This is a genomic window from Streptomyces sp. CB00455 (assembly GCF_001905445.1).
Lineage (GTDB): Bacteria > Actinomycetota > Actinomycetes > Streptomycetales > Streptomycetaceae > Streptomyces.
Genome location: NZ_LIVQ01000001.1, coordinates 174,547 through 193,155, shown reverse-complemented (window position 1 = coordinate 193,155; position 18,609 = coordinate 174,547). Strand labels below are relative to the sequence as shown.

Annotated in this window: 16 protein-coding genes; 6 read left to right on the top strand and 10 right to left on the bottom strand. The window is 70.4% G+C overall.

Annotation, left to right across the window (positions count from 1 at the left end; translation table 11 throughout):
- Positions 1-64 precede the first annotated feature (64 nt).
- From AMK16_RS00900 to AMK16_RS00890, 3 genes are all read right to left on the bottom strand, one after another.
- Positions 65-970, bottom strand: a complete 906-nt coding sequence (locus AMK16_RS00900; protein ID WP_073907221.1) for a DMT family transporter — start codon at positions 968-970, stop codon at positions 65-67.
- A gap of 147 nt (positions 971-1,117) precedes the next feature.
- Positions 1,118-1,831 (bottom strand): ArsR/SmtB family transcription factor, encoded by a 714-nt coding sequence (locus tag AMK16_RS00895; RefSeq protein WP_073910119.1) that lies wholly within the window; start codon positions 1,829-1,831, stop codon positions 1,118-1,120.
- A gap of 250 nt (positions 1,832-2,081) precedes the next feature.
- Positions 2,082-4,946 (bottom strand): glycoside hydrolase family 48 protein, encoded by a 2,865-nt coding sequence (locus AMK16_RS00890; protein WP_073907218.1) that lies wholly within the window; start codon positions 4,944-4,946, stop codon positions 2,082-2,084.
- Positions 4,947-5,266: 320 nt separating this feature from the next.
- Here AMK16_RS00890 and AMK16_RS00885 point away from each other — a divergent pair, with 320 nt between their 5' ends.
- Together AMK16_RS00885 and AMK16_RS00880 are read left to right on the top strand one after the other, a co-directional pair.
- A complete protein-coding gene (locus AMK16_RS00885; protein WP_079191235.1) occupies positions 5,267-6,766 on the top strand; it encodes a cellulase family glycosylhydrolase in 1,500 nt (499 codons plus the stop codon).
- 15 nt (positions 6,767-6,781) lie between these two features.
- Complete coding sequence (locus AMK16_RS00880; protein WP_073907214.1) at positions 6,782-8,530, top strand: glycoside hydrolase family 6 protein; 1,749 nt, start codon at positions 6,782-6,784, stop codon at positions 8,528-8,530.
- 99 nt (positions 8,531-8,629) lie between these two features.
- Here the strand turns inward: AMK16_RS00880 and AMK16_RS00875 are convergent, their stop codons facing one another.
- Positions 8,630-8,971, bottom strand: a complete 342-nt coding sequence (locus AMK16_RS00875; protein ID WP_073907211.1) for a hypothetical protein — start codon at positions 8,969-8,971, stop codon at positions 8,630-8,632.
- A gap of 199 nt (positions 8,972-9,170) precedes the next feature.
- Positions 9,171-9,788, bottom strand: a complete 618-nt coding sequence (locus AMK16_RS00870) for a TetR/AcrR family transcriptional regulator (protein ID WP_073907208.1) — start codon at positions 9,786-9,788, stop codon at positions 9,171-9,173.
- A gap of 81 nt (positions 9,789-9,869) precedes the next feature.
- Here AMK16_RS00870 and AMK16_RS00865 point away from each other — a divergent pair, with 81 nt between their 5' ends.
- Positions 9,870-11,204: an alpha/beta fold hydrolase gene (locus tag AMK16_RS00865; RefSeq protein ID WP_073907204.1), complete on the top strand. Its 1,335-nt coding sequence runs from the start codon at positions 9,870-9,872 to the stop codon at positions 11,202-11,204.
- A 231-nt stretch (positions 11,205-11,435) separates the two neighbouring features.
- Here AMK16_RS00865 and AMK16_RS00860 read toward each other — a convergent pair whose 3' ends face one another.
- Together AMK16_RS00860 and AMK16_RS00855 are read right to left on the bottom strand one after the other, a co-directional pair.
- Positions 11,436-11,798, bottom strand: coding sequence for a hypothetical protein (locus tag AMK16_RS00860; RefSeq protein WP_242438501.1), 363 nt, complete (start codon positions 11,796-11,798; stop codon positions 11,436-11,438).
- Between the two features lie 221 nt (positions 11,799-12,019).
- Complete coding sequence (locus tag AMK16_RS00855; protein WP_073907201.1) at positions 12,020-12,256, bottom strand: hypothetical protein; 237 nt, start codon at positions 12,254-12,256, stop codon at positions 12,020-12,022.
- Positions 12,257-12,601: 345 nt separating this feature from the next.
- On the opposite strand from AMK16_RS00855, the gene AMK16_RS00850 reads away from it, so the two are divergent.
- A complete protein-coding gene (locus tag AMK16_RS00850) occupies positions 12,602-14,563 on the top strand; it encodes an acyl-CoA dehydrogenase family protein (protein ID WP_073907200.1) in 1,962 nt (653 codons plus the stop codon).
- 49 nt (positions 14,564-14,612) lie between these two features.
- Here AMK16_RS00850 and AMK16_RS00845 read toward each other — a convergent pair whose 3' ends face one another.
- Positions 14,613-15,218 carry a hypothetical protein gene (locus tag AMK16_RS00845; RefSeq protein WP_073907197.1) on the bottom strand — a complete coding sequence of 202 codons (606 nt, stop codon included), beginning with the start codon at positions 15,216-15,218 and terminating at the stop codon, positions 14,613-14,615.
- Between the two features lie 392 nt (positions 15,219-15,610).
- Between AMK16_RS00845 and AMK16_RS00840 the strand changes: the two genes are divergently transcribed.
- Positions 15,611-15,802, top strand: coding sequence for a DUF4236 domain-containing protein (locus AMK16_RS00840; protein ID WP_073907196.1), 192 nt, complete (start codon positions 15,611-15,613; stop codon positions 15,800-15,802).
- Between the two features lie 231 nt (positions 15,803-16,033).
- Here the strand turns inward: AMK16_RS00840 and AMK16_RS00835 are convergent, their stop codons facing one another.
- Positions 16,034-17,224, bottom strand: coding sequence for an ALF repeat-containing protein (locus AMK16_RS00835; RefSeq protein WP_073907193.1), 1,191 nt, complete (start codon positions 17,222-17,224; stop codon positions 16,034-16,036).
- 377 nt (positions 17,225-17,601) lie between these two features.
- Here AMK16_RS00835 and AMK16_RS00830 point away from each other — a divergent pair, with 377 nt between their 5' ends.
- Positions 17,602-17,763, top strand: a complete 162-nt coding sequence (locus AMK16_RS00830; protein ID WP_073907192.1) for a hydrophobic protein — start codon at positions 17,602-17,604, stop codon at positions 17,761-17,763.
- Between the two features lie 252 nt (positions 17,764-18,015).
- Here AMK16_RS00830 and AMK16_RS00825 read toward each other — a convergent pair whose 3' ends face one another.
- On the bottom strand, positions 18,016-18,492 hold the full coding sequence (locus tag AMK16_RS00825; protein ID WP_073907189.1) for a DUF5994 family protein: 477 nt from the start codon (positions 18,490-18,492) through the stop codon (positions 18,016-18,018).
- Positions 18,493-18,609 lie beyond the last annotated feature (117 nt).

The window sequence follows — 18,609 nt, the reverse complement described above, 5'->3', positions numbered from 1 at the left end:
GGCAAGTATCCCGGCCGACGAGAACGCCAGGGGCAGTCTCCCCGGACGCGGCGAGCGAGAACGCTCAACGGGCCGGGCGCGGCCGGTAGCGGGATACCGCCACTCCGGTCAGGCACAGTACTCCGCCGAGCAGAGTCAGCCATCCGGGCACCTCGCCCAGGAGGGCCCAGCTCAGCAGCACGACGATCGCGGGGACGGCGTAGGTCGTCGCACCCAGCTTTCCGGCGGGAGTGCGCGCCAACGCGTAGGTCCAGGTGATGAATGCGAGGGCGGTCGGCACCACGCCCAGGTAGATCATGTTCAGTGTCGCCGACACCGGTGCCTTCGGCAGCTCCGTGACCAGCTGCCCGGCGAACGGCAGGCAGGCCACTGTTCCCGTCATGCAGCTGAAGGCCGTGATCTGCAAGGGGGTGCCGAAGGACAGCGCGGGCTTCTGCGCGACGACGCCGGTCGCGTAGGCCACTGCCGCGAGCAGGCACAGGACGACCCCGAGCACCGAGGTCGATGTACTGCCGCCGGAGGACATGGACAGGCCCACGACGACCGCTCCGACGAAAGAGACGGCCATGCCCGACAACAGGCGTGGTGGAAGCGCCTCACCCAGCAGGCGGGCGGCGAGCAGGGCCATCAGGATCGGCCCGGTGTTCACCAGCAGGGACGCCGTACCCGCGTCGACCAGTCGTTCCCCCCAGTTCAGGGCGACCGTGTAACCGCAGAACCACACCGCACCCGATATCAGGATGCCCCGCCAGGCCCCGCGGGGCGGCAGACCCTGGCGCCGGATCAGCAGGAGGACGGCGAGTACGAGGGAACCTGCCAGCAGCCGGCCGAGGGCCAGGGCCCCGGGGGAGTAGGCGGCTCCCGCACTGCGGATCGAGACGAAGGCGGAAGCCCAGGCGAACACCGTGAAGGTCACGGCCCCGGCCGTGAGGACGCTGGGCGATATCTGACTCGGGCGGAGGGACGTCATGCGCTCACCCTACGGCACTACACTTCGGCAGTCACCGAAATGACGACCGGTGATCTGGGTTCGGATCTGGGTTCCGGTCCGGTCCGGTCCGGGTCTGGGGCTGAGGCTGGGTCTGGGCGCGCCGGTACGCGGCACGCCGCGACGCGCTCAGCTCCAGGCGTCAGGAGTGATCCCCAACAGAGCGCGGAAGGCTCGCTCCCCGCCGCCTGTCACCTCCAACGCCCGTCCGCCGTCCGCCGGTCGCACGACCCACCCCTGGTGCAGTGCCCGCGCGCACAGCCGTGCCCCCGCGACGCCCCCCAGGTGGCGGCGGCGTTCTGTCCAGTCCAGGCAGGAACTCGCCGGCCGTCTGCGGCCCTCGTGCACGAGGCTGATGCCCGCTTCGGCGCACCACTGCCTGCCGGCATCCGTCAGCTCGAACATGCCTTCGGTGCGGAGCAGCTCGCGCCGCTCCATCGCGTCCGTCACGGCCATCCCCAGGCGCCCGGCGAGGTGGTCGTAACAGGTGCGGGCGCGCGCCAACGGGTCCGGCGCCGTGACCACGAGCACCGCGTGCGCCGCATCCCGGCCCGGGATCGCGTACGAGGCGAGCTCGTCGACGAGGCGGGCGGTCGCGGCGTCCGCGATCCGCACGTAGCTGTGCCGGCCCTGCCGCTCGGTCACACAGACACCCGCCTCCGTGAGCCGGGCGAGATGGCCGCTGATGGTGGACGGTGCGACTTCGGTGATCCGGGCCAGCTCACCGGCGGTCCAGGCGCGCCCTTCGAGCAGCGTCATGCAGATGGCGGCGCGCGTTTCGTCGGCCAGGGCGGCGGCGAAGGAGGCGAGGAGCGCGGCCGGGGCCGCGCCGTCCGCCGGCATCCCCTCACCCGGTGCCGAATCGTCCGGCTTTTCGGCGTGCAACTCGTTCATGTCTCCAAGCATGCCTCATCGCTTCGGTCAATGACGAAGCGAACAAGCAGGACGTGCCGTCCAGCGGTGGAGGGTGAGGGACTGAGGCGGGCGTGAGGAGGGTGAGGGGAGGTGAGGAGTGCATGCGTGGAGGCCGGGCGGCCCTCGCGGGCCGCCCGGCCCCGTCGTACGCGTCGCCGTCTCCAGGCGGGGCGGGCTGTTATTCGAGCAGCTCCGCGTACGAGCCCATGGCCAGGGCGATGTCCGCCTGGGCCCAGAACCGGTGGTAGGTGAAGACGGGCGCCGCGCCGCCCGCGAGGTACGCCGCGATCTTCGGCCAGGCCGGGTCGTCCTGGTAGAAGGTGCGGATCGAGGCGAAGGTGGACGAGGAGTTCACCGCGTCGCCGTTCGGCATGGTGCCGGTCCACGCGCCGGGCACGTACACCGGGTCGTCGAAACGGTTGTAGTCGGTCCGGGTCTCCTGGACGGCGATCCCCAGCGGGTCCTGGTGGTGGGCCCACATGCCGTCGAGCAGGGCCTTGGCGACCCGCTTGGCCTCGGCGTGCCCGGACTTGGCCGCGTAGTAGGTCAGGGTCTTGGCGTAGGCGGCGGCCACCCCCACGTCGTCGGTGTAGTCGGCGACGGTGACGTGCAGGCCCGCGTTGGCTCCGGGAGTGGAGGCGTTCCAGGTGTCGGGTGCGCCGGACCACTGGAGGGTGGAGGGGATGCGGTAGGTGCCGTCGGGGTTGATGGTGGTCTTCGACAGGGCCCAGCCGACCCACTTGTCGAGCACGGTCTTTGCGGCCGCGTCGCCCGTCTGCCGGTAGTACTCGGCGACCCGTTCCATGGACCAGGCCTGGAAGCCGAACCACTGGTTGGACGCGGGGTCGTGGTAGACCGGCTTCTCGTCGTAGAAGAGACCGTGGAAGGTCGGGGTCCCGGCGGGGGGCTGAGCGTAGCGTCCCTGCCAGCTGTTGGTGGCGCCGCCCGCGATGGCCCCCTCGTTCGACTGGAGCCAGCGGTAGAACTCCAGCTGCCTGTCGAGGCTGGTCGCCCAGTCCGCCGCGCCGGTCGGCGACTTGGGCTTCAGCGGGGCGTACTCGCTGAGCGCGTAGGCGGCCAGCGGGTTCTGGTAGCCGCCGTGGGCGTGGTTGGAGCCGATCCGCCAGGACCAGCCGGCCGAAGTGTCGGTGGCGCCGCCCCAGGCGTAGTACCACGACATCAGGTAATGCGCGCTGTCCTTGCCCGTGCCGGCGGGGCAGACGGTCGGGCCGACACAGTTCCCTGCCTTCTTGAAGTACTTGTCGAACATGGCGTACCGCAGGTAGTCGCCCATCTTGGCCGCCTTGGAGACGGTCGCGGTGACCTGGGACCCCTTGCCCTGTTCCTTGGCCCAGACGTCGGCCCAGTAGGCGGCTTGGACGGCACGCGCGTCGGCGTCCGGGGCGTTGGTGAACTTCCACTGCTTGGCGTAGGAGGAGTCCCCGGTGAAGAGGTCGAGGTAGCCGTTCCTGCCGCCGAAGGTGAAGTTGTCACAGGTGGGGTGCGGAACGGTCTCCCAGACCGACTCCTGGGGTCCGCGCTGGAAGGTGTTGATGTAGGAGGGTCCGGTCGCGGCCCGTCCGGCGGAGCACTTTCCGGGCTCGTTGCCGTAGCCGTAGACGTTGTCGACGTCCTGGAGCCAGTGCATGCCGTAGATGTCGTCCGTGCCGTACGCGCTCTTCAGCTCACCGGCTATCGGGTCGGCGCCGGAGGTGACACCCCCGTCGAGCTTGGCGGGGTACTGCGAGGGAAGGTCGTGCTCGGGTGCGTAGGTGGCGGGCTTGGAGGCGTTGTAGGACCCGGTCGTGGGCTGGTCGGCATGGGTGGGGATCATGAACTTCTCCATGGTGTCCCACGCGCCGTTGAACTTGCTCCAGTCGCCGGTGATCTTCCCGTACATCGCCTGCAGCCAGATCAGGTAGCTGTACGCCTCCGAGGTCGTCTCGTGCCCGTGGTCCGGGGCCTCCACGATCAGGGTCTCGACGGAGTGGTACGGGATGCCCTCGGGCGAGAAGTAGCCGTTGGCCGGATTGGTGATCTTCCCGTGGAGGTCGAGGAAGCGCGCGTCATAGGTGGAGTCGGCGGCTAGTTGGGTGACGGCGACCTCGGCCTTCGCATGACCGGGGGCGGTCGCGGTGAAGACGGCGGAGCCGCTGCCGGTGGTCCCGGCGGCGACCGTCACCTTCTGCGCCGCGCTCCAGTTCGCCGGGGTGAAAGTGAGCGTGGCAGGTGTCGAGGTGAGGTCGGTGTTGCCCGAGGTGCGGGCGAGGCTGACCGCGACGTTCGCGGCCGGCTGCCTGGAGAGCTTCAGGTCGAAGGTGCCCGTCTGCCCACGTCGGACCGCGAGCTGCGCCGGGGTGGCGACGAGGGCCGGGCCTGCGGCGACGGTGATGCCGACGGGGGCCGACTCGGCGGAGGCGCCGAGGCTGTCGTAGGCCTTGGCGTAGAGGGAGTGGGCGCCGGCGGCGAGGCCGGTGGCGGCGAAGGTGAAGGGCGCGGTGGTGTCGGTGCCCAGGAGCCTGGTGCCGCTGTAGAACTCGACCTTGCCGACGGCGGCGCCGTCCGCCGCCGCGGCGGTGGCCGCGAACGGGACGGCGTCGCCCTCGGTGTAGACAGCGCCGGCGGCGGGGCTGGTCAGGACGGCTACCGGTGGCTGGTGGGCTCCGGTGCACGAGGTGCCGTTGACGGTGAAGGATGTGGGGGCGGTGTTGGTCCCGCTGTAGGTGAACTGCGCGCCGGCGGTGACGGCCGCGCCCGCGGCGACGGTCCGGTTCCAGGCGGCGCCCGAGACGCTGACGGTCTTGCCGGACTGGGACCAGGTGCCGTTCCAGCCGTTGGTGAGCTGCTGGTTGCCCGCATGGTCGTAGGTGAGGGTCCAGCCGTCGAGCGGGGTGGCGGACCGGTTGGTGAGGGTCAGCTCGGCGGTGAAGCCCGATCCCCAGTCGTTGGTCCGGTAGTCGACGCTGCACTGCACGGCCGCGGCCGCGGCGGTGGGAGCTCCGACGGCCGTGAGGCCGAGGGGGAGCGAAAGGGCTGCGGCCATCGCGGTCAACAGCCCGCGTCGTCTGCCCCGTCCGGGAGGTCGGTGTAATGGCATGCGGATCGTTCTCCTCGCGGCTGGGGGAGTGGGGGGCGTGCGAAGAGCGTGGGCACAGGCTCTGAACCAGTGGGAGCGCTCCCACTGTGCGGACGCGCCGTAGAGACGTCAAGAGATGGGAAGAGTCGAAGGCCTTCTGAGGAGAAATTTCGGCAACTTCTCTTTTGCGTGGCACCGGTTGGCGCTACGGTCTGGCCCCAACCAGTGGGAGCGATTCCGTCAGTCGGCGCGCCGGAAGAGCGCGCCCTCGCTGCAAGGAGTCGCTCATGCGACACCCCCCACGTCTGTCCGCCCTGCTCGGTGGAGCAGCGCTTGCCTTTGCGAGCACCGCTCTCGCCGTGGCGGGTACGGCCTCAGGAGCAGCGGCCGCACCCCCCTGCACCGTCCAGTACTCCGTCGTCGGCTCCTGGGCCGGCGGCTTCCAAGGCTCCGTCACCGTCACCAACAACAGTGCGCCCTTGCATGGTTGGAGCCTCGGCTTCGGCTTCCTCGACGGCCAGAAGATCAGTCAGGGCTGGGGCGCCACATGGTCCCAGTCCGGGACGAGCACCACGGCTGTGAACGAGAGCTGGAACGGGACGGTCGGCACCGGCGCGAGCGTCACCGCCGGGTTCATCGCCTCCTGGTCGGGCTCCAACAGCGCCCCCACCGCTTTCACGCTCAACGGCGCGGTCTGCAACGCAGGACCGGGCCCGACCGATCCGACCCCGACACCCACCCCCACAGGACCGACCGATCCCCCCGGCCCGGTCTCCGGGGCGCCCGAACTGGCCGTCACCGGCAACCGCCTCACCGACCAGAACGGCGCCCCCCGCCGCCTCCTCGGCGTCAACCGCTCCGGAGCCGAGTTCATGTGCGTCCAGGGCTACGGCATCTTCGACGGTCCCGTGGACGACGCCTCGGTGCGCGCCATCGCCGACTGGGAGGCCAACACCGTCCGCATCCCCCTCAATGAGGAGTGCTGGCTCGGCCTGGACAACATCAAGCCCGAATACCGGGGCGCCAACTACGTCGACGCTGTCAAGGGCCTGGTCGGCCGGGTCCTCGCCCAGGGCATGACCCCGATCGTCGAACTGCACTGGACGTACGGCCAGTACACCGGCAACTCCTCCGGGTGCCCGGACGTCCACGCCTCCTGCCAGAAGCCGATGCCGGACGCCCAGTACAGCCCGGCGTTCTGGACCTCGGTGGCCAACACCTTCAAGAACGACCGCCGGGTCGCCTTCGACCTGTTCAACGAGCCTTACCCCGACCGGGCGACCCCCACCACCGCGCAGGCATGGTCCTGCTGGCGCGACGGCGGCACCTGCCCGGGCATCGGCTACGAGGTCGCCGGCATGCAGGACTTGGTGGACGCCGTCCGTGCGACCGGGGCCCGCAATCTCGTCCTCGTCCCCGGCATCGCGTACTCCAACGACCTGAGCCAGTGGCTCGCCCACGCCCCCACCGACCCGACGGGCCAGCTGGCCGCGGCCTGGCACATCTACAACTTCAACACCTGCTCCAACGAAGAATGCTGGCAGTCCACCCTCGCCCCGGTGGCCGCCCAGGTCCCCCTGGTGGCGGGCGAGATCGGCGAGAACACCTGCGGCCACGCATTCGTCGACCGCGTCATGAAGTGGTTCGACGACCGCGCCCTGTCGTATCTCGGCTGGACGTGGAACACCTGGAACTGCAACTCCGGCCCGGCCCTGATCACCTCGTACGACGGCACACCCACCGCATTCGGCACCGGGCTGCGCGACCACCTGCGCGCCCTCAACTGAAAGGCACGTGACGAAATGAGCCGCACGATTCCCCGCAAGACGACCCGCACCGCCCTGCTGGCGGCCATCAGCCTGGTCACCGCCGCCGGCGCCACCGCCACCGTCTTCGGTACCACCGCCGGCGCCGCCACCACCGGCTGCAGGGTCGACTACCAGGTCACCAGCCAGTGGAACAACGGCTTCGGTGCCAACGTGACCGTCACCAACACCGGCGATCCCGTCGCCGCCTGGACCCTGGAGTGGTCCTACGGGGGCGACCAGAAGGTCACCCAGGGCTGGAACGCCGCCATAACCCAGTCCGGAACGGCCGTGACCGCCAAGAACGTCTCCTACAACGGAGCCCTGGCCACGGGCGGTTCGACGTCCTTCGGCTTCAACGGATCGTACAGCGGCACGAACGCCGTCCCCGCGACCTTCAAGCTCAACGGTGTCACCTGCAACGGCGCCACCGTGCCGACGGAACCGCCGACCACTCCTCCGACCACACCGCCCACGACGCCGCCGCCGTCCGGCGGCAAGGCGGACAACCCGTACGCCGGCGCCAAGGTGTACGTGAACCCGGAGTGGTCCGCCAAGGCGGCCGCCGAGCCGGGCGGCACCAAGGTGTCGAACCAGCCCACCGGCGTCTGGCTGGACCGCATCGCCTCCATCCCGGGTGCGAACGGCAGGATGGGCCTGCGCGACCACCTGGACGCGGCCCTGGCGCAGAAGGGCAGCGGCGAGCTCGTGGTGCAGCTGGTGATCTACAACCTGCCGGGGCGTGACTGCGCCGCGCTCGCGTCGAACGGCGAGCTGGGACCCACCGAGATCGACAAGTACAAGACGCAGTACATCGACCCCATCGCCGCGATCCTCGCCGACCCCAAGTACGCGGGCCTGCGGATCGTCACCACGGTCGAGATCGACTCGCTGCCGAACCTGGTCACCAACGTCTCCGGGCGCCCGACGGCCACCGCCAACTGCGACGCGATGAAGACCAACGGCAACTACATCAAGGGCGTCGGCTACGCACTGAACAAGCTGGGCTCGATCGCCAACGTCTACAACTACGTGGACGCGGGCCACCACGGCTGGCTCGGCTGGGACGACAACTTCGGCGCCTCCGCGGAGATCTTCAAGCAGGCGGCCACCGCCGAAGGCTCCACGCTCTCCAAGGTGCACGGCTTCATCGTGAACACGGCCAACTACAGCGCCCTGAAGGAAGACCACTTCAAGATCGAGGACTCCGTCAACGGCACGTCCGTGCGCCAGTCGAAGTGGGTGGACTGGAACCGGTACACGGACGAGTTGTCATACGCCCAGGCCATGCGGTCCAAGCTGATCTCCCTGGGCTTCGACCCGGGCCTCGGCATGCTGATCGACACCTCCCGCAACGGCTGGGGCGGCACGGCCCGGCCGACCGGACCGGGCGCGCTGACGAGCGTCGACACGTACGTCAACGGAGGCCGCTACGACCGGCGCATCCACCTCGGCAACTGGTGCAACCAGTCCGGTGCCGGGCTCGGTGAGAGGCCGCAGGCAGCGCCGGCCGCCGGCATCGACGCGTACGTGTGGATCAAGCCGCCGGGCGAGTCGGACGGGGCGAGCCGGGAGATCCCGAACAACGAGGGCAAGGGATTCGACCGCATGTGCGACCCGACTTACACCGGCAACGTCCGCAACGGCAACAGCATGTCGGGCTCCCTCCCGAACGCGCCCCTGGCCGGGCAGTGGTTCTCGGCACAGTTCCAGGAGCTGCTGAAGAACGCTTACCCGGCGCTGTGACGCAGCGCCCGTGAGAGCGCGAGCCGTACGGAACCTCCGGGTTCCGTACGGCTCGCGCCCTGCGCCGGGCGCCCTGCGGTGCCGGCCGCCGTCCCCGCGTCAGTCGTCGTCCGGCGCCGGGAGGATCCGCGTGGTCACGGTCTTGGTGATGGTCTTCTTGACGACCTGGCCGTGGTGGTTCCTGGTCGTCTTGGTGACCGTCTTGGTCGTGGTGACCTTGACCCTGCCGTCGGACAGGGTGCGTTTGACGGTCTGCGTCTCGATCCTGGTCGTCGTGGTGGTGCCGACGGGGTGAGCCTGGTGGTCGGGCGCTGCCTGGACGGCCGCGACCTGCGGCGCTGGTGCGGCGAAGGCGCTGGTGGGCAGCAGCGCGCCACCTGCGGCGAGGGCTCCGGAAGCGCCGAGGAGGGCGAGGCGCTGCGTCAGGCTGGTGCGGGTCATGGGGGTGCTCCTTGTGGTGCGAGAGGGCCGGGGGCCGAGGACCGGCCCTGTCCGGCGGGCCCCTACCGGGCCCGTGTCTCCATTGGGCCCCACGGACCCGTGACGGGTCATGCCCCTGGAGTTCGGGGCTTGACAGGTGTCGGGTGGGCGGTGGGGCGCGAAGACGCGGCGGCGCGACCGGGTCGGCGGCGCAGGGCCCTCACGGAGCGGGGTCGGCGTCCCGCAGCTCGCGCGAGGCGGCGGGGGTCGCCCAGCCGCGCAGCAGGGCCCGGAGTGTGGACCGGAAGGTGATCCCCGCCCGGGCGGGGTCGAGGGCTCCCGCCAGTTCGAGCGTCACGAGGCCGTGCAGGGACACCCACAGCGAAACGGCGATGGCGGTCGCGTCGCCTGCGAGGACCGCCCCCTCCAGGGCGCGGTCGATCGCCGCGAGGAGGGGGCGGACGGGGTCCTCGGTGCCCACCGGACCCGAGGGGTCGAAGGACTGCACACCGCCGAACAGCACCGTGTAGAGGTGCCCGTGCGTGCTGCCCCACCGGCGGTAGGCGGCGGCGAGTGCGAGCAGGTCGGCGAGGGGGTCCGCGCCGGACGGCACGGACGACAGCTCCTGGAACAGGCCGGCGGCGGCCCTGTCCCGTACCTCGGCGATCACGCCGTCCTTGCCGTCGAACAGGGAGTACACGGCCGTCGTCGACGTCCCGGCCGCGCCGGCCAGCGCGCGGACGGTGAGTGATTCCCGTGGCCGGGTGGCGAGCATCTCGGTCGCGCATGCCACGAGCCGCTCTCGGACACTCTCGTCGTTCGTTCTGGGCCTACCCACGGCGGAAAGGCTACCGGATTTGATAACGTCGTTTCGAAACGCCGTTCTGAAACGGCGTTCTGAAATGACTCGGGGATCACTGTGCCTTCTTCCGTCCGACATCCCGTCCGCCTGGCCGGGCGCATACTGCTCGCCCTCGCTGCCGTCGCGGGGCTCTGCGTCGCCTTCCTCGCGCTCGTCGTCGTCACCGACGGAGCGGGCTCGGGGATTGCCGCCTGGCTGGCGACCGTCGGGACCGCGACGGCCGGCGCACTGTGGCCGGGACGGCGGCGGACGTGGTCGGCGCGACGCGCGCCCCTCCTGGTGGTGGCCGTCGCGGCCGCGCTGACGGCCTCGGTCTGCATCCCGACCGTGCCCACGGCCCGCCGGTATCCGCCCGCGCTGCCCTTCGTCGCCACACAGCACTGGGAGTTGGCCACGGGCAGCAGCGTCGCGGTGTACCACTACCCGCCGGCGGGCACCGGCACCCGGCACCCCGTCCCGCTGGTGTACCTGCACGGCGGACCGGTCCGCGGCATCTCGGAGCTCGACCACCGTTTCCTGCAGCTCCTGGCACGGCAGGGCCACGACGTGTACGCATACGAACAGGCCGGCGGCGGCCGCAGCGGCCTCCTCCCCATGGACCGGTACTCGGTCTCCGGCTCCGTCCGCGACCTCGCCGCCTTCGTCGACCGCCTCGGGACGGGCAGCGCCGACGTCCTCGGCTTCTCCTCGGGGGCGGTCGTGCTGACGCGCGCCCTGGCCGATCCGCAGGTCGCTGCGCGTCTGCACCGGGCGGTGATCGCCGAGCCCGGCCCGATGGACGGCCCCACCGCGCGGATCACCGGGCAGCAGGGCAGGCCGTCCGCACGCGGCCTCGCGCCGGCGGCGACCGGACCGCGGTCGACCCGCGTCCCCCGGTACGCCGTCGCGTTCGGGCTCATGCGCCTCGGGCTCCTCAGCCCCGGCACCGGGCTGATCGGGCAGGCCGAAGGCGACAACGCGTTCACCGCGGCCGACCTCGGCAGCGACACCGCGGGCGCCTACTGCGCGCGCGACGCGGACCGCATCCCCGTCGAGGACACGGCGCGGAACTTCTCCTTCAGCCCCGCCGCGAGCCTCCGCGTCCAGCAGACGGTCAAGGACTCGCCCTCCATCGCCCCGCAACTGGGGCGCTCCACGACACCCGCGATGCTGATGATCGCGGAGTGCTCCTCCCAGGTGCGCCAGTGGGCGACCGCCGTCCTCGCCGCGGACCCCGCCGTCCGGCGCACGCAGTACATGCCGGGCGTGGGACACCACATGTGGAACGGCCTCGACGACAACGACGACCGGGCCGCCGCCGTCGTCACCGCGTTCCTCCAGGACCGGCCTGCCCCCCTGCCGAACCACCCGACCGCGGCCGAAGTCCCCGCCTTCCTCACCGACCACAGGTGACGGCCGCGCCGCTGCCTTACGGCCCAGGCCGCGTTCGATCCTGTGAACGATGCTGCTTCGACGCGGACGTTGCGTGAGAAGGCCGGCGTGCCGCTCACCGGCCAACCGGTCGCCTTCACCGTCGCCAAGACCGAAGAGACCTGCCCCTGGTTCCTGGACCTCGGCCCGGGAGGCCGCCGTTCCGCGCCCGTACGGCGGCGATGTTCCCGAGTCCCCGGGGCGGGGCCGCTCTCAGGACGATGCCGGCGCGGGGGTGAGCGCCAAAGGAGAGGGAGGCGTGGAGGCGGAGGGGGTGTCGTCGCCGGCCACGCAGGTCAGCGACATGATGACCGGAGCCTGGATGCCCTGTGCCGGCGCTCCCGGGAAGCCGGCCGTGACCGTCCAATTGCCCTTCGTGAGGGTGAGCGTCCGGCTGCCCATGTCGGGGCCGGGCTGCCAGCCGTGCTCGGAACGGGCTCGTGCGAAGGCCGCCCTGAGAGCGGCGTCGACCGTTTCCGGCGCGTGCCGTCCTGAGAGCCGTTCCTGGCACCTGCCCAGAACGTCCGTCGATTGTCTGTCCACGGTGATGCCTTCCGCCGCCAGCACCGACGTCATCTCCGACACCACGGTGTCGGCAGGCAGCGGCGGCCCCGAGAAACGTGGGGGCAGGGGGCCGAGGTCCCGCAGCGGAGGGGCGCAAGCCGTCGCTGTCGCCGTCAACAGCGCCGCCACGGCCAAAGACGCCGGGGCTGTGCGCCATTGTGGCCGTCGCATGATGGTGTCTGTCCTCTCCGCCTCGTGCACGGTCCCGCCAGTCTCCCATCCCGTCGGAGGCGTCAGGCTCTGCCAGGGGGTTTCAGGAGCCTGGCGCCGTCAACTGCCGATACCGGCTGGTCGACATCGTCCTCCGCCAGCGGGAGGCGGCTGTGGCCTTCGTTCCAGTGGTTCGACCAGCCACAGACCCCGCACGCGTACCGGCCGTCCAGGCCTGCGATGAGGGTGCCGCAGCGACGGCATTCCGCCTCGGTGATCTGCGGGCCCTCCGTCGCGGGGGTGCTGCTCCGTTCCGTCATGGCAGGAGCGTACCGCCGCGGGCGTTGCCCCCGAGCTCCACCCGCACTGGTTGGTACAGATCCACCGGCCGTCGGATCCCTGGATCGCTCCGGCCCCGCAGTTGGTGCAGTTCATGGTCCCCTCCACGGTCGGCCCACACGGCCACACCAGTTTCGGGCGCGGGCATCGGCCGGGGAAGAGGGCCGCGCAACCGTGTTGCGCGGATCACCGCCACGCTGCAAGGGGCGGGCTCCGGGCCCTGTCCGACCTGCTCGGCAGGCTGACGCCCCGGCCGCGTGCCCCGTACGGCTCCTGCCACGCGCTCGTCCCCGGTTGACCGTCTCGCGGCGGGGTAGCGGAGCGGCATGGCCCCCGAGAACGCTTCCACTCCTGCGCCCGGTGACGTGCAGCCCGAGATCGACGTCTCTTCGCTGACCGCGGTACTCGACGGCGAGTACGCCGGGATCCGCGATCTTGTCCGCACCAACCTGGCGACGTACGCCTCCGTCCTCGAAGAGGCCGACGACCTCGACATCGGCGCGTTCCGCGAGCGGGTGCGTGAGATCGTCGTCAAGATGGCCGCGACGGGCCAGACCGGCATGGGTTTTCCCGCCGAGTACGGCGGGGGCGGCGACGTCGGGGCCTCGATCGCCGCGTTCGAGACGCTGGCCTTCGGCGACCTGTCGGTCCTGGTGAAGGTCGGCGTGCAGTTCGGACTGTTCGGCGGCGCGATCCTGCACCTGGGCACCGAGCGCCACCACGACGCCCACCTCCCGGACCTGATCACCGGGCAGCTCATGGGCTGCTTCGCGATGACCGAGACAGGGCACGGCTCCAACGTCCAGGCACTCGGCACCGTCGCGAGGTACGACGCCGCGAGCCGTGAGTTCGTCATCACCACCCCCGACGACCACGCACGCAAGGACTACATCGGCAACGCGGCCCGTCACGCCGAACTGGCCGTCGTCTTCGCCCAGCTGGAGGTGGACGGTCGCTCCCGGGGCGTGCACGCCTTCGTCGTCCCCCTGAGGACCGGCGGCGAGACGGCGCCCGGCGTCCGGATCGAGGACGACGGACGCAAGATGGGGCTCAACGGTGTGGACAACGGCCGCATCTGGTTCGACGGCGTGCGGGTGCCGCGCGAGGCACTGCTCAACAAATTCGCCGACGTCACCCCCGAAGGCGTCTACGAGAGCGCGATCGACAACCCCAACCGGCGCTTCTTCACCATGCTCGGCACCCTGGTACAGGGCCGGGTCAGCGTCGCCGGCGCCGGGATCGGCGTCGCCAAGGTCGCCCTGGCGATCGCCACGAAGTACGCGGTGCGGCGCCGGCAGTTCGAGGCGGCCCCGGACAGCGAGGAGCAGGTGCTCCTCGACTACGGCCTGCATCAGCGCCGCCTGCTGCCGCTCATCGCCCGGACGTACGCCTTGCACGTCGCACAGGACGTCGTGCGCACACAACTGCACGAGGTCTTCTCCGGCATCGAGGACGACGCGCAGGCCCGGCGCCGGCTCGAATCACGGGCCGCGGGCCTCAAGGCGCTCGGCACCTGGCACGCCACCCGGGTCGTCCAGGAGTGCCGCGAGGCGTGCGGCGGCGCCGGCTATCTCGCCGTCAACCGGTTCGCGGCCCTCAAGAGCGACAGCGACGTCTTCACCACCTTCGAGGGCGACAACCACGTCCTGCTGCAACTCGTGGCCAAGGGGCTGCTCACCGATCACGCGAGCGAGTTCGAGGACCTCGACCAGCGCGGCATGGTCCGCTACGTCACCAACCTCGCCGTCGATACGGTCATCGAGCGGACCTCGGCCCACAAACTGCTCGAACGGGTACGGGACCTGCTGCCCGGCGGCGACGAGTGGGACCGGGAAGCCGGCCTGCTCGACTCGGAGTACCAGCTCGCCATGGTCCGCTTCCGCGAGGAGCACATGCTCGCCGGCCTGGCCCGGCGGATCAAACGAGGGATCGACCAGAAGCGTGATCCCGGTGCCGTCTTCTCGCAGGTGCAGGACCACGTCATCGCGCTCGCTCGCGCGCACGTCGAGAGGCTGGTGACGGAGGCGTTCGTCGACAAGGTGCGCGCGCTGCCCGAAGGGGGCGAGAAGGCGGCGCTCGCCCTCCTCTGCGACCTGTTCGCCCTGTCGACGATCGAGGCGGACCGGGCGTGGTTCATGGAGCACGGGCGGCTGACCGTCCAGCGTTCCAAGGCGATCAGCCGCGAGGTGAACGACCTCTGCCGCAAGGTACGTCCCCTCGCGGTCGACCTCGTCGACGCGTGGGGCATTCCGTCCGCCATGCTGCGGGCGCCGGATCTCGTGGGCTGACCCGGGCAGTTGTCCGTTCTCCCCCCACCGGGACGTCCCCGCAGCGCCGTCAACGTCGCAAACCGGCCCGCCTGAGCGACACCTGGGCCAGGTCGGCGACGACGTGCTGATCCCCGCGGCGCCAAGCGTCGGCGAGACCGCCGGAAGGGGCGGGAAGTGTGGCGAGGTCGCTCAGCGGGCCGGTGAGGGCGCGCAGGGCGAGCAGATCATCGCCTCCGGGGGCGTCGAGGAGGCGTCGCACGGTGATGCTGCGTCGGATCCAGCGCAGGCGCGGGGGGAGCCACAGCAGCAGTACGCAGGCCACCGGGATGACGATCAGAGCCGTGGTGGTCAGGGTGGCGACCTGGCTGACGGCGTGCTGGAGCGATTGGCCGGCGTCGGCGAACCCAGTACCGGCGTCGGCTGCGGAGTGGAGTGGCTTCTTCAAGAGGTCGCCGACGAGCGGCACATGCGAGGCCGCGTCGCCGGCGTTGTCGAGTTCGGAGGCGAGGCTGTCGCCCGAGCTTTCCACTTTCCGCCCCGGCTCGGCCAGCATCATGATCATGTCGTGGACGGCGAGGGCGAACACCACCGCGGCGGCGATCAGCATCACGGCGATGACGTCCCCGCATACCTGACGGTTCCGACGTGCCGTGGTCTGGGCGTAGATGCGCATGGGCGACTCCCGTGCTGGTTATGACGTCGAGTAGTCGAGTAGGGCAGGTGCCCGCCGTGTGAGACGGCCCGCCGGTGGACTTTTCCTGGAACTCGACTCTTACACCGGTCTCCGTGGATAGGAGCCCGTGACGCGAGCCGCTTCCGGAGATCAGGTCAGGTGGCACTGACGTGTTGGGCGTCGCGGGTCCCGGACATGTGGTGGTCTCGGACGGGGGAACGGGAGCACGCCCGGGTGTGGGAGCCGGCTGGAGCGGATTTCACGAATCCCGCCGCCCGGGGCCGGCCGTGAGCGCATGGAACGGGCGGCGCCGGACACACGTATGCCAACTGGCCTGAACACAGCAACTGTTCGGCCGCCCGTTCCCACGCGCACCGAGGAAGTGAGACGTCATGCCGCTGACATTCCGCAAGAGCTTCAGGATCCTGCCCGGCGTCCGGCTCAACATCAACCGCAAGTCGTGGTCGATCACCACCGGCGGCGGCAAGCACGGCCCCCGCCAGACCCACAGCAGCACCGGACGCCGCACCACCTCGGTGGACCTGCCCGGGCCCTTCGGCTGGCGCAAGACCACCCGCGGCTGATCCGCGAGGTGCGCGCCGCTTCCACGAACCCCCGGCCGCACAGGCCGGGGGTTTCGTTCTGCTGTACGAGGCCGCTCGGAGACGGGTGACGGGGCGGGGCCTAGAACCCCGGCCCCGCCCGGCCGCTGTCATCCGTACCGGCTGCTCGACCGCCAGGCTGCGGCTCCCGCGGGTCTTGACCGGGTACGGCGGCCGGCCCTGGTGTGGGCCGCGGCCCTGGTGCCGGTCGTATCAGCCCTTGGAACCGTCGCGGCGCATGCGGGCGGCGAGCAGCAGCCCTGCGCCGGCGACGAGTGCGGTGCCCGCGCCGCCCGCGATCAGCGCCGTGTCACCCGCGCCGGTGGTGGCGAGGGAAGAACCGTTCCCGCCGGTGGTGGTACCGCTGCCGCCGTGGGCGGTGACGACGGTATTGCCGGAGCCGGAGCCGGAGCCGGAGCCGGAGCCGGAGCCGGAGCCATTCTGGCCTTGCTGGTCCTTGTCCTTGCTGTTGTCCTTGTCCTTGTTCTTGTCGTTCTCCTGCTGGGCCTTCTTGTCCTTGTCCCGGGCCTCGTACTGGCCGGTGGCCAGGAACGTGACGCGGTCTGCTGGAGTGCCCTTCAGCGCAGCACGGCCGGCCTTGACCAGTTCGGGCCCGCCGCCGTCGATGATCTGGGCGATCTTGACGCTGTTGTCCTGGTCGCGCAGCTCGTGCTGGGTGACCTCCAGGAAGTGGCGCAGTTCGGCCGGGCTCGGGGAGCCGTTGAGGAGTTTGCTGATCGCCTCACTCAGGATGGGGCCGTCCCATGCTTCGTCGATGCGGGCCAACTCGACAGTGTCGTCCGAGGCCTGGGCGAGGTAACGGCCCGTCTTCAGGAAGTCTGCCCGGTCGGCCGGAGTGCCCTTGAGCGCCTTCTTGGCCGCCTCCCTCACGGCGGAGCCACCGGTGCCGACCAGCCGGGAGATGTCGACCGTATTGTCTTCGTCGCGCAGCTCGTGCTGGGTCACCTCGTAGAAGTGGCGCAGCTCCTCCAGCGTCACATTGTGGATTCGGAAGACCTTTTGGATGCCTTCCTTCAGGGCGGGGCCGGCGCCGTGGTCGAGCCTGGCGATCAGGACGCGGTAGTCGTCGAGACGGATTCGGTGCTGGTCGGTCTCGATGAACTTGCGCATGGCCGCGGGGCCGTCGGCTATGGCCTTGTGGCCGGCCTCCTTCATGTATGCGCTGGCCATCGGGTCGGCGATGATCGCGAGGATGGTCTTGCGGTCCTGCTCTTGCTGGTCCTTGCCGCTCGGGTCCGGTTCCGCCTGGTCAGGGGCGGTCGAGGACGGCGGGTTGGTGGACGTGGCAGCCTCCGTACCGGTGGCGAACGCCGGCGACGAGAGGAGAACGGCCGGAGCCAGAGCAGCGGTGGTGACCGCTGCGGCGATCCGGGACAACTTCACAGAAAACCCCCATGAGAACGTTCGTTACAGCACACAGGACTTGCCACCAGCGGAAATGGTTGTATGGCAGCCACCACAAGAAGGTGCAGACGTCAGGGACCTTTCGTGCGCTCACCCACGCCCGGCGCGGAAGCGGTCGATCCTCTGGCGTGTGGCGGTCGTGGCGGTGGGCCTTGTCATGATGACGCTCGCGCCGTAGCCACACGGGGGCTGCCCGCCCGTACGGGGGTGAACCCCACTCCCGGCCGAACCTCCTGTGGGAGTGTCAGGGAACGCGAGCAGATTCTCCTGTCCACTGCGGCGGATAAGAAACAAATAAAGGTCGAACGCATGGACGGGCGGCGGCCGGGCACTAGGTGCTTCGGAGGTTGATAACTATGGTTCCCCTGCTTCTTGTTCTTCTGCTCGCTCTGATCCTGTTCGGTGCCGGTTTCGCGGTGAAGATCCTCTGGTGGGTCGCGATCGCGGTGCTGATCCTGTGGCTCATCGGCTTCGTTGCCCGTCCCAAGGGCAGTAACGGCCGCTGGTACCGCTGGTAGCCGCGCGCTGACAGCCCGGTCCTGATACGACATGGCGGTGGCCTGCACCCTTCCCCGGGTCGCAGGCCACCGCCATGCGGTCGTTCCCGCGCGCGGACACGGGCTGCGCCGGGGAAAGCGGACGCCGGCGTGCCCGGGGGTGCCAGGGGAGCCCGGGGGCAGCTGTGTGGTCGCCCGCTCACAACAGGGAACGTGCTCACGTCCGGCAATCGACGGCCGTCCCGCCCCCGGATCCGGGTTCCTCCCCTGGTCCTACTCGGGTTCCGGTGTGGTGGCGATCAGGATCTGAGCGGCTTCGGTGGTGTTGACGGCGAGAACGGCGCGGGCCATGGCCTGGCGTGCGGCGTCGGCGCTGGTGTCCGGGGGGACCACCAGCAAGGCGAAGTGGTCGTTGTGGCCGCGGGTGATGAGGACGGTGTCGTCGCCGATCGGGTCGGAGTCGAGGTGCACGACCTGGTCGTCGATGACCAGGCGGGTGGGGAGGCTGTTCCAGGCGGATGCGTCCACGCCTACGCGGGTGATGGGTCCGAGGTACTCGGTCAACACGCTGATCAGTGCCGGCAGCTCGGTTGCGATGTTGCGCGTGCGGGGCCACCACGCGCCGTCCAGGATCCCGTCCTGGGACCCCGTGGTCTCCAGCCGCAGCAGGGCCGTGCCAGGTTTGACCGACTGGTGGATCGCATCCGGCAGGAACAGTGGTGCCCGGTGGGGAATGTCGGCTTCAGCCATGGGATCCGCCCGTCTACGAGGTGCGGCCCCGCCTCGTCGCAGGTCAGCACCGGGACCCGGCCGACGACGTACGCGTGCCCGCCGTCGTTTCACGGTTCTCCCGCCGCCCCCGCCTCC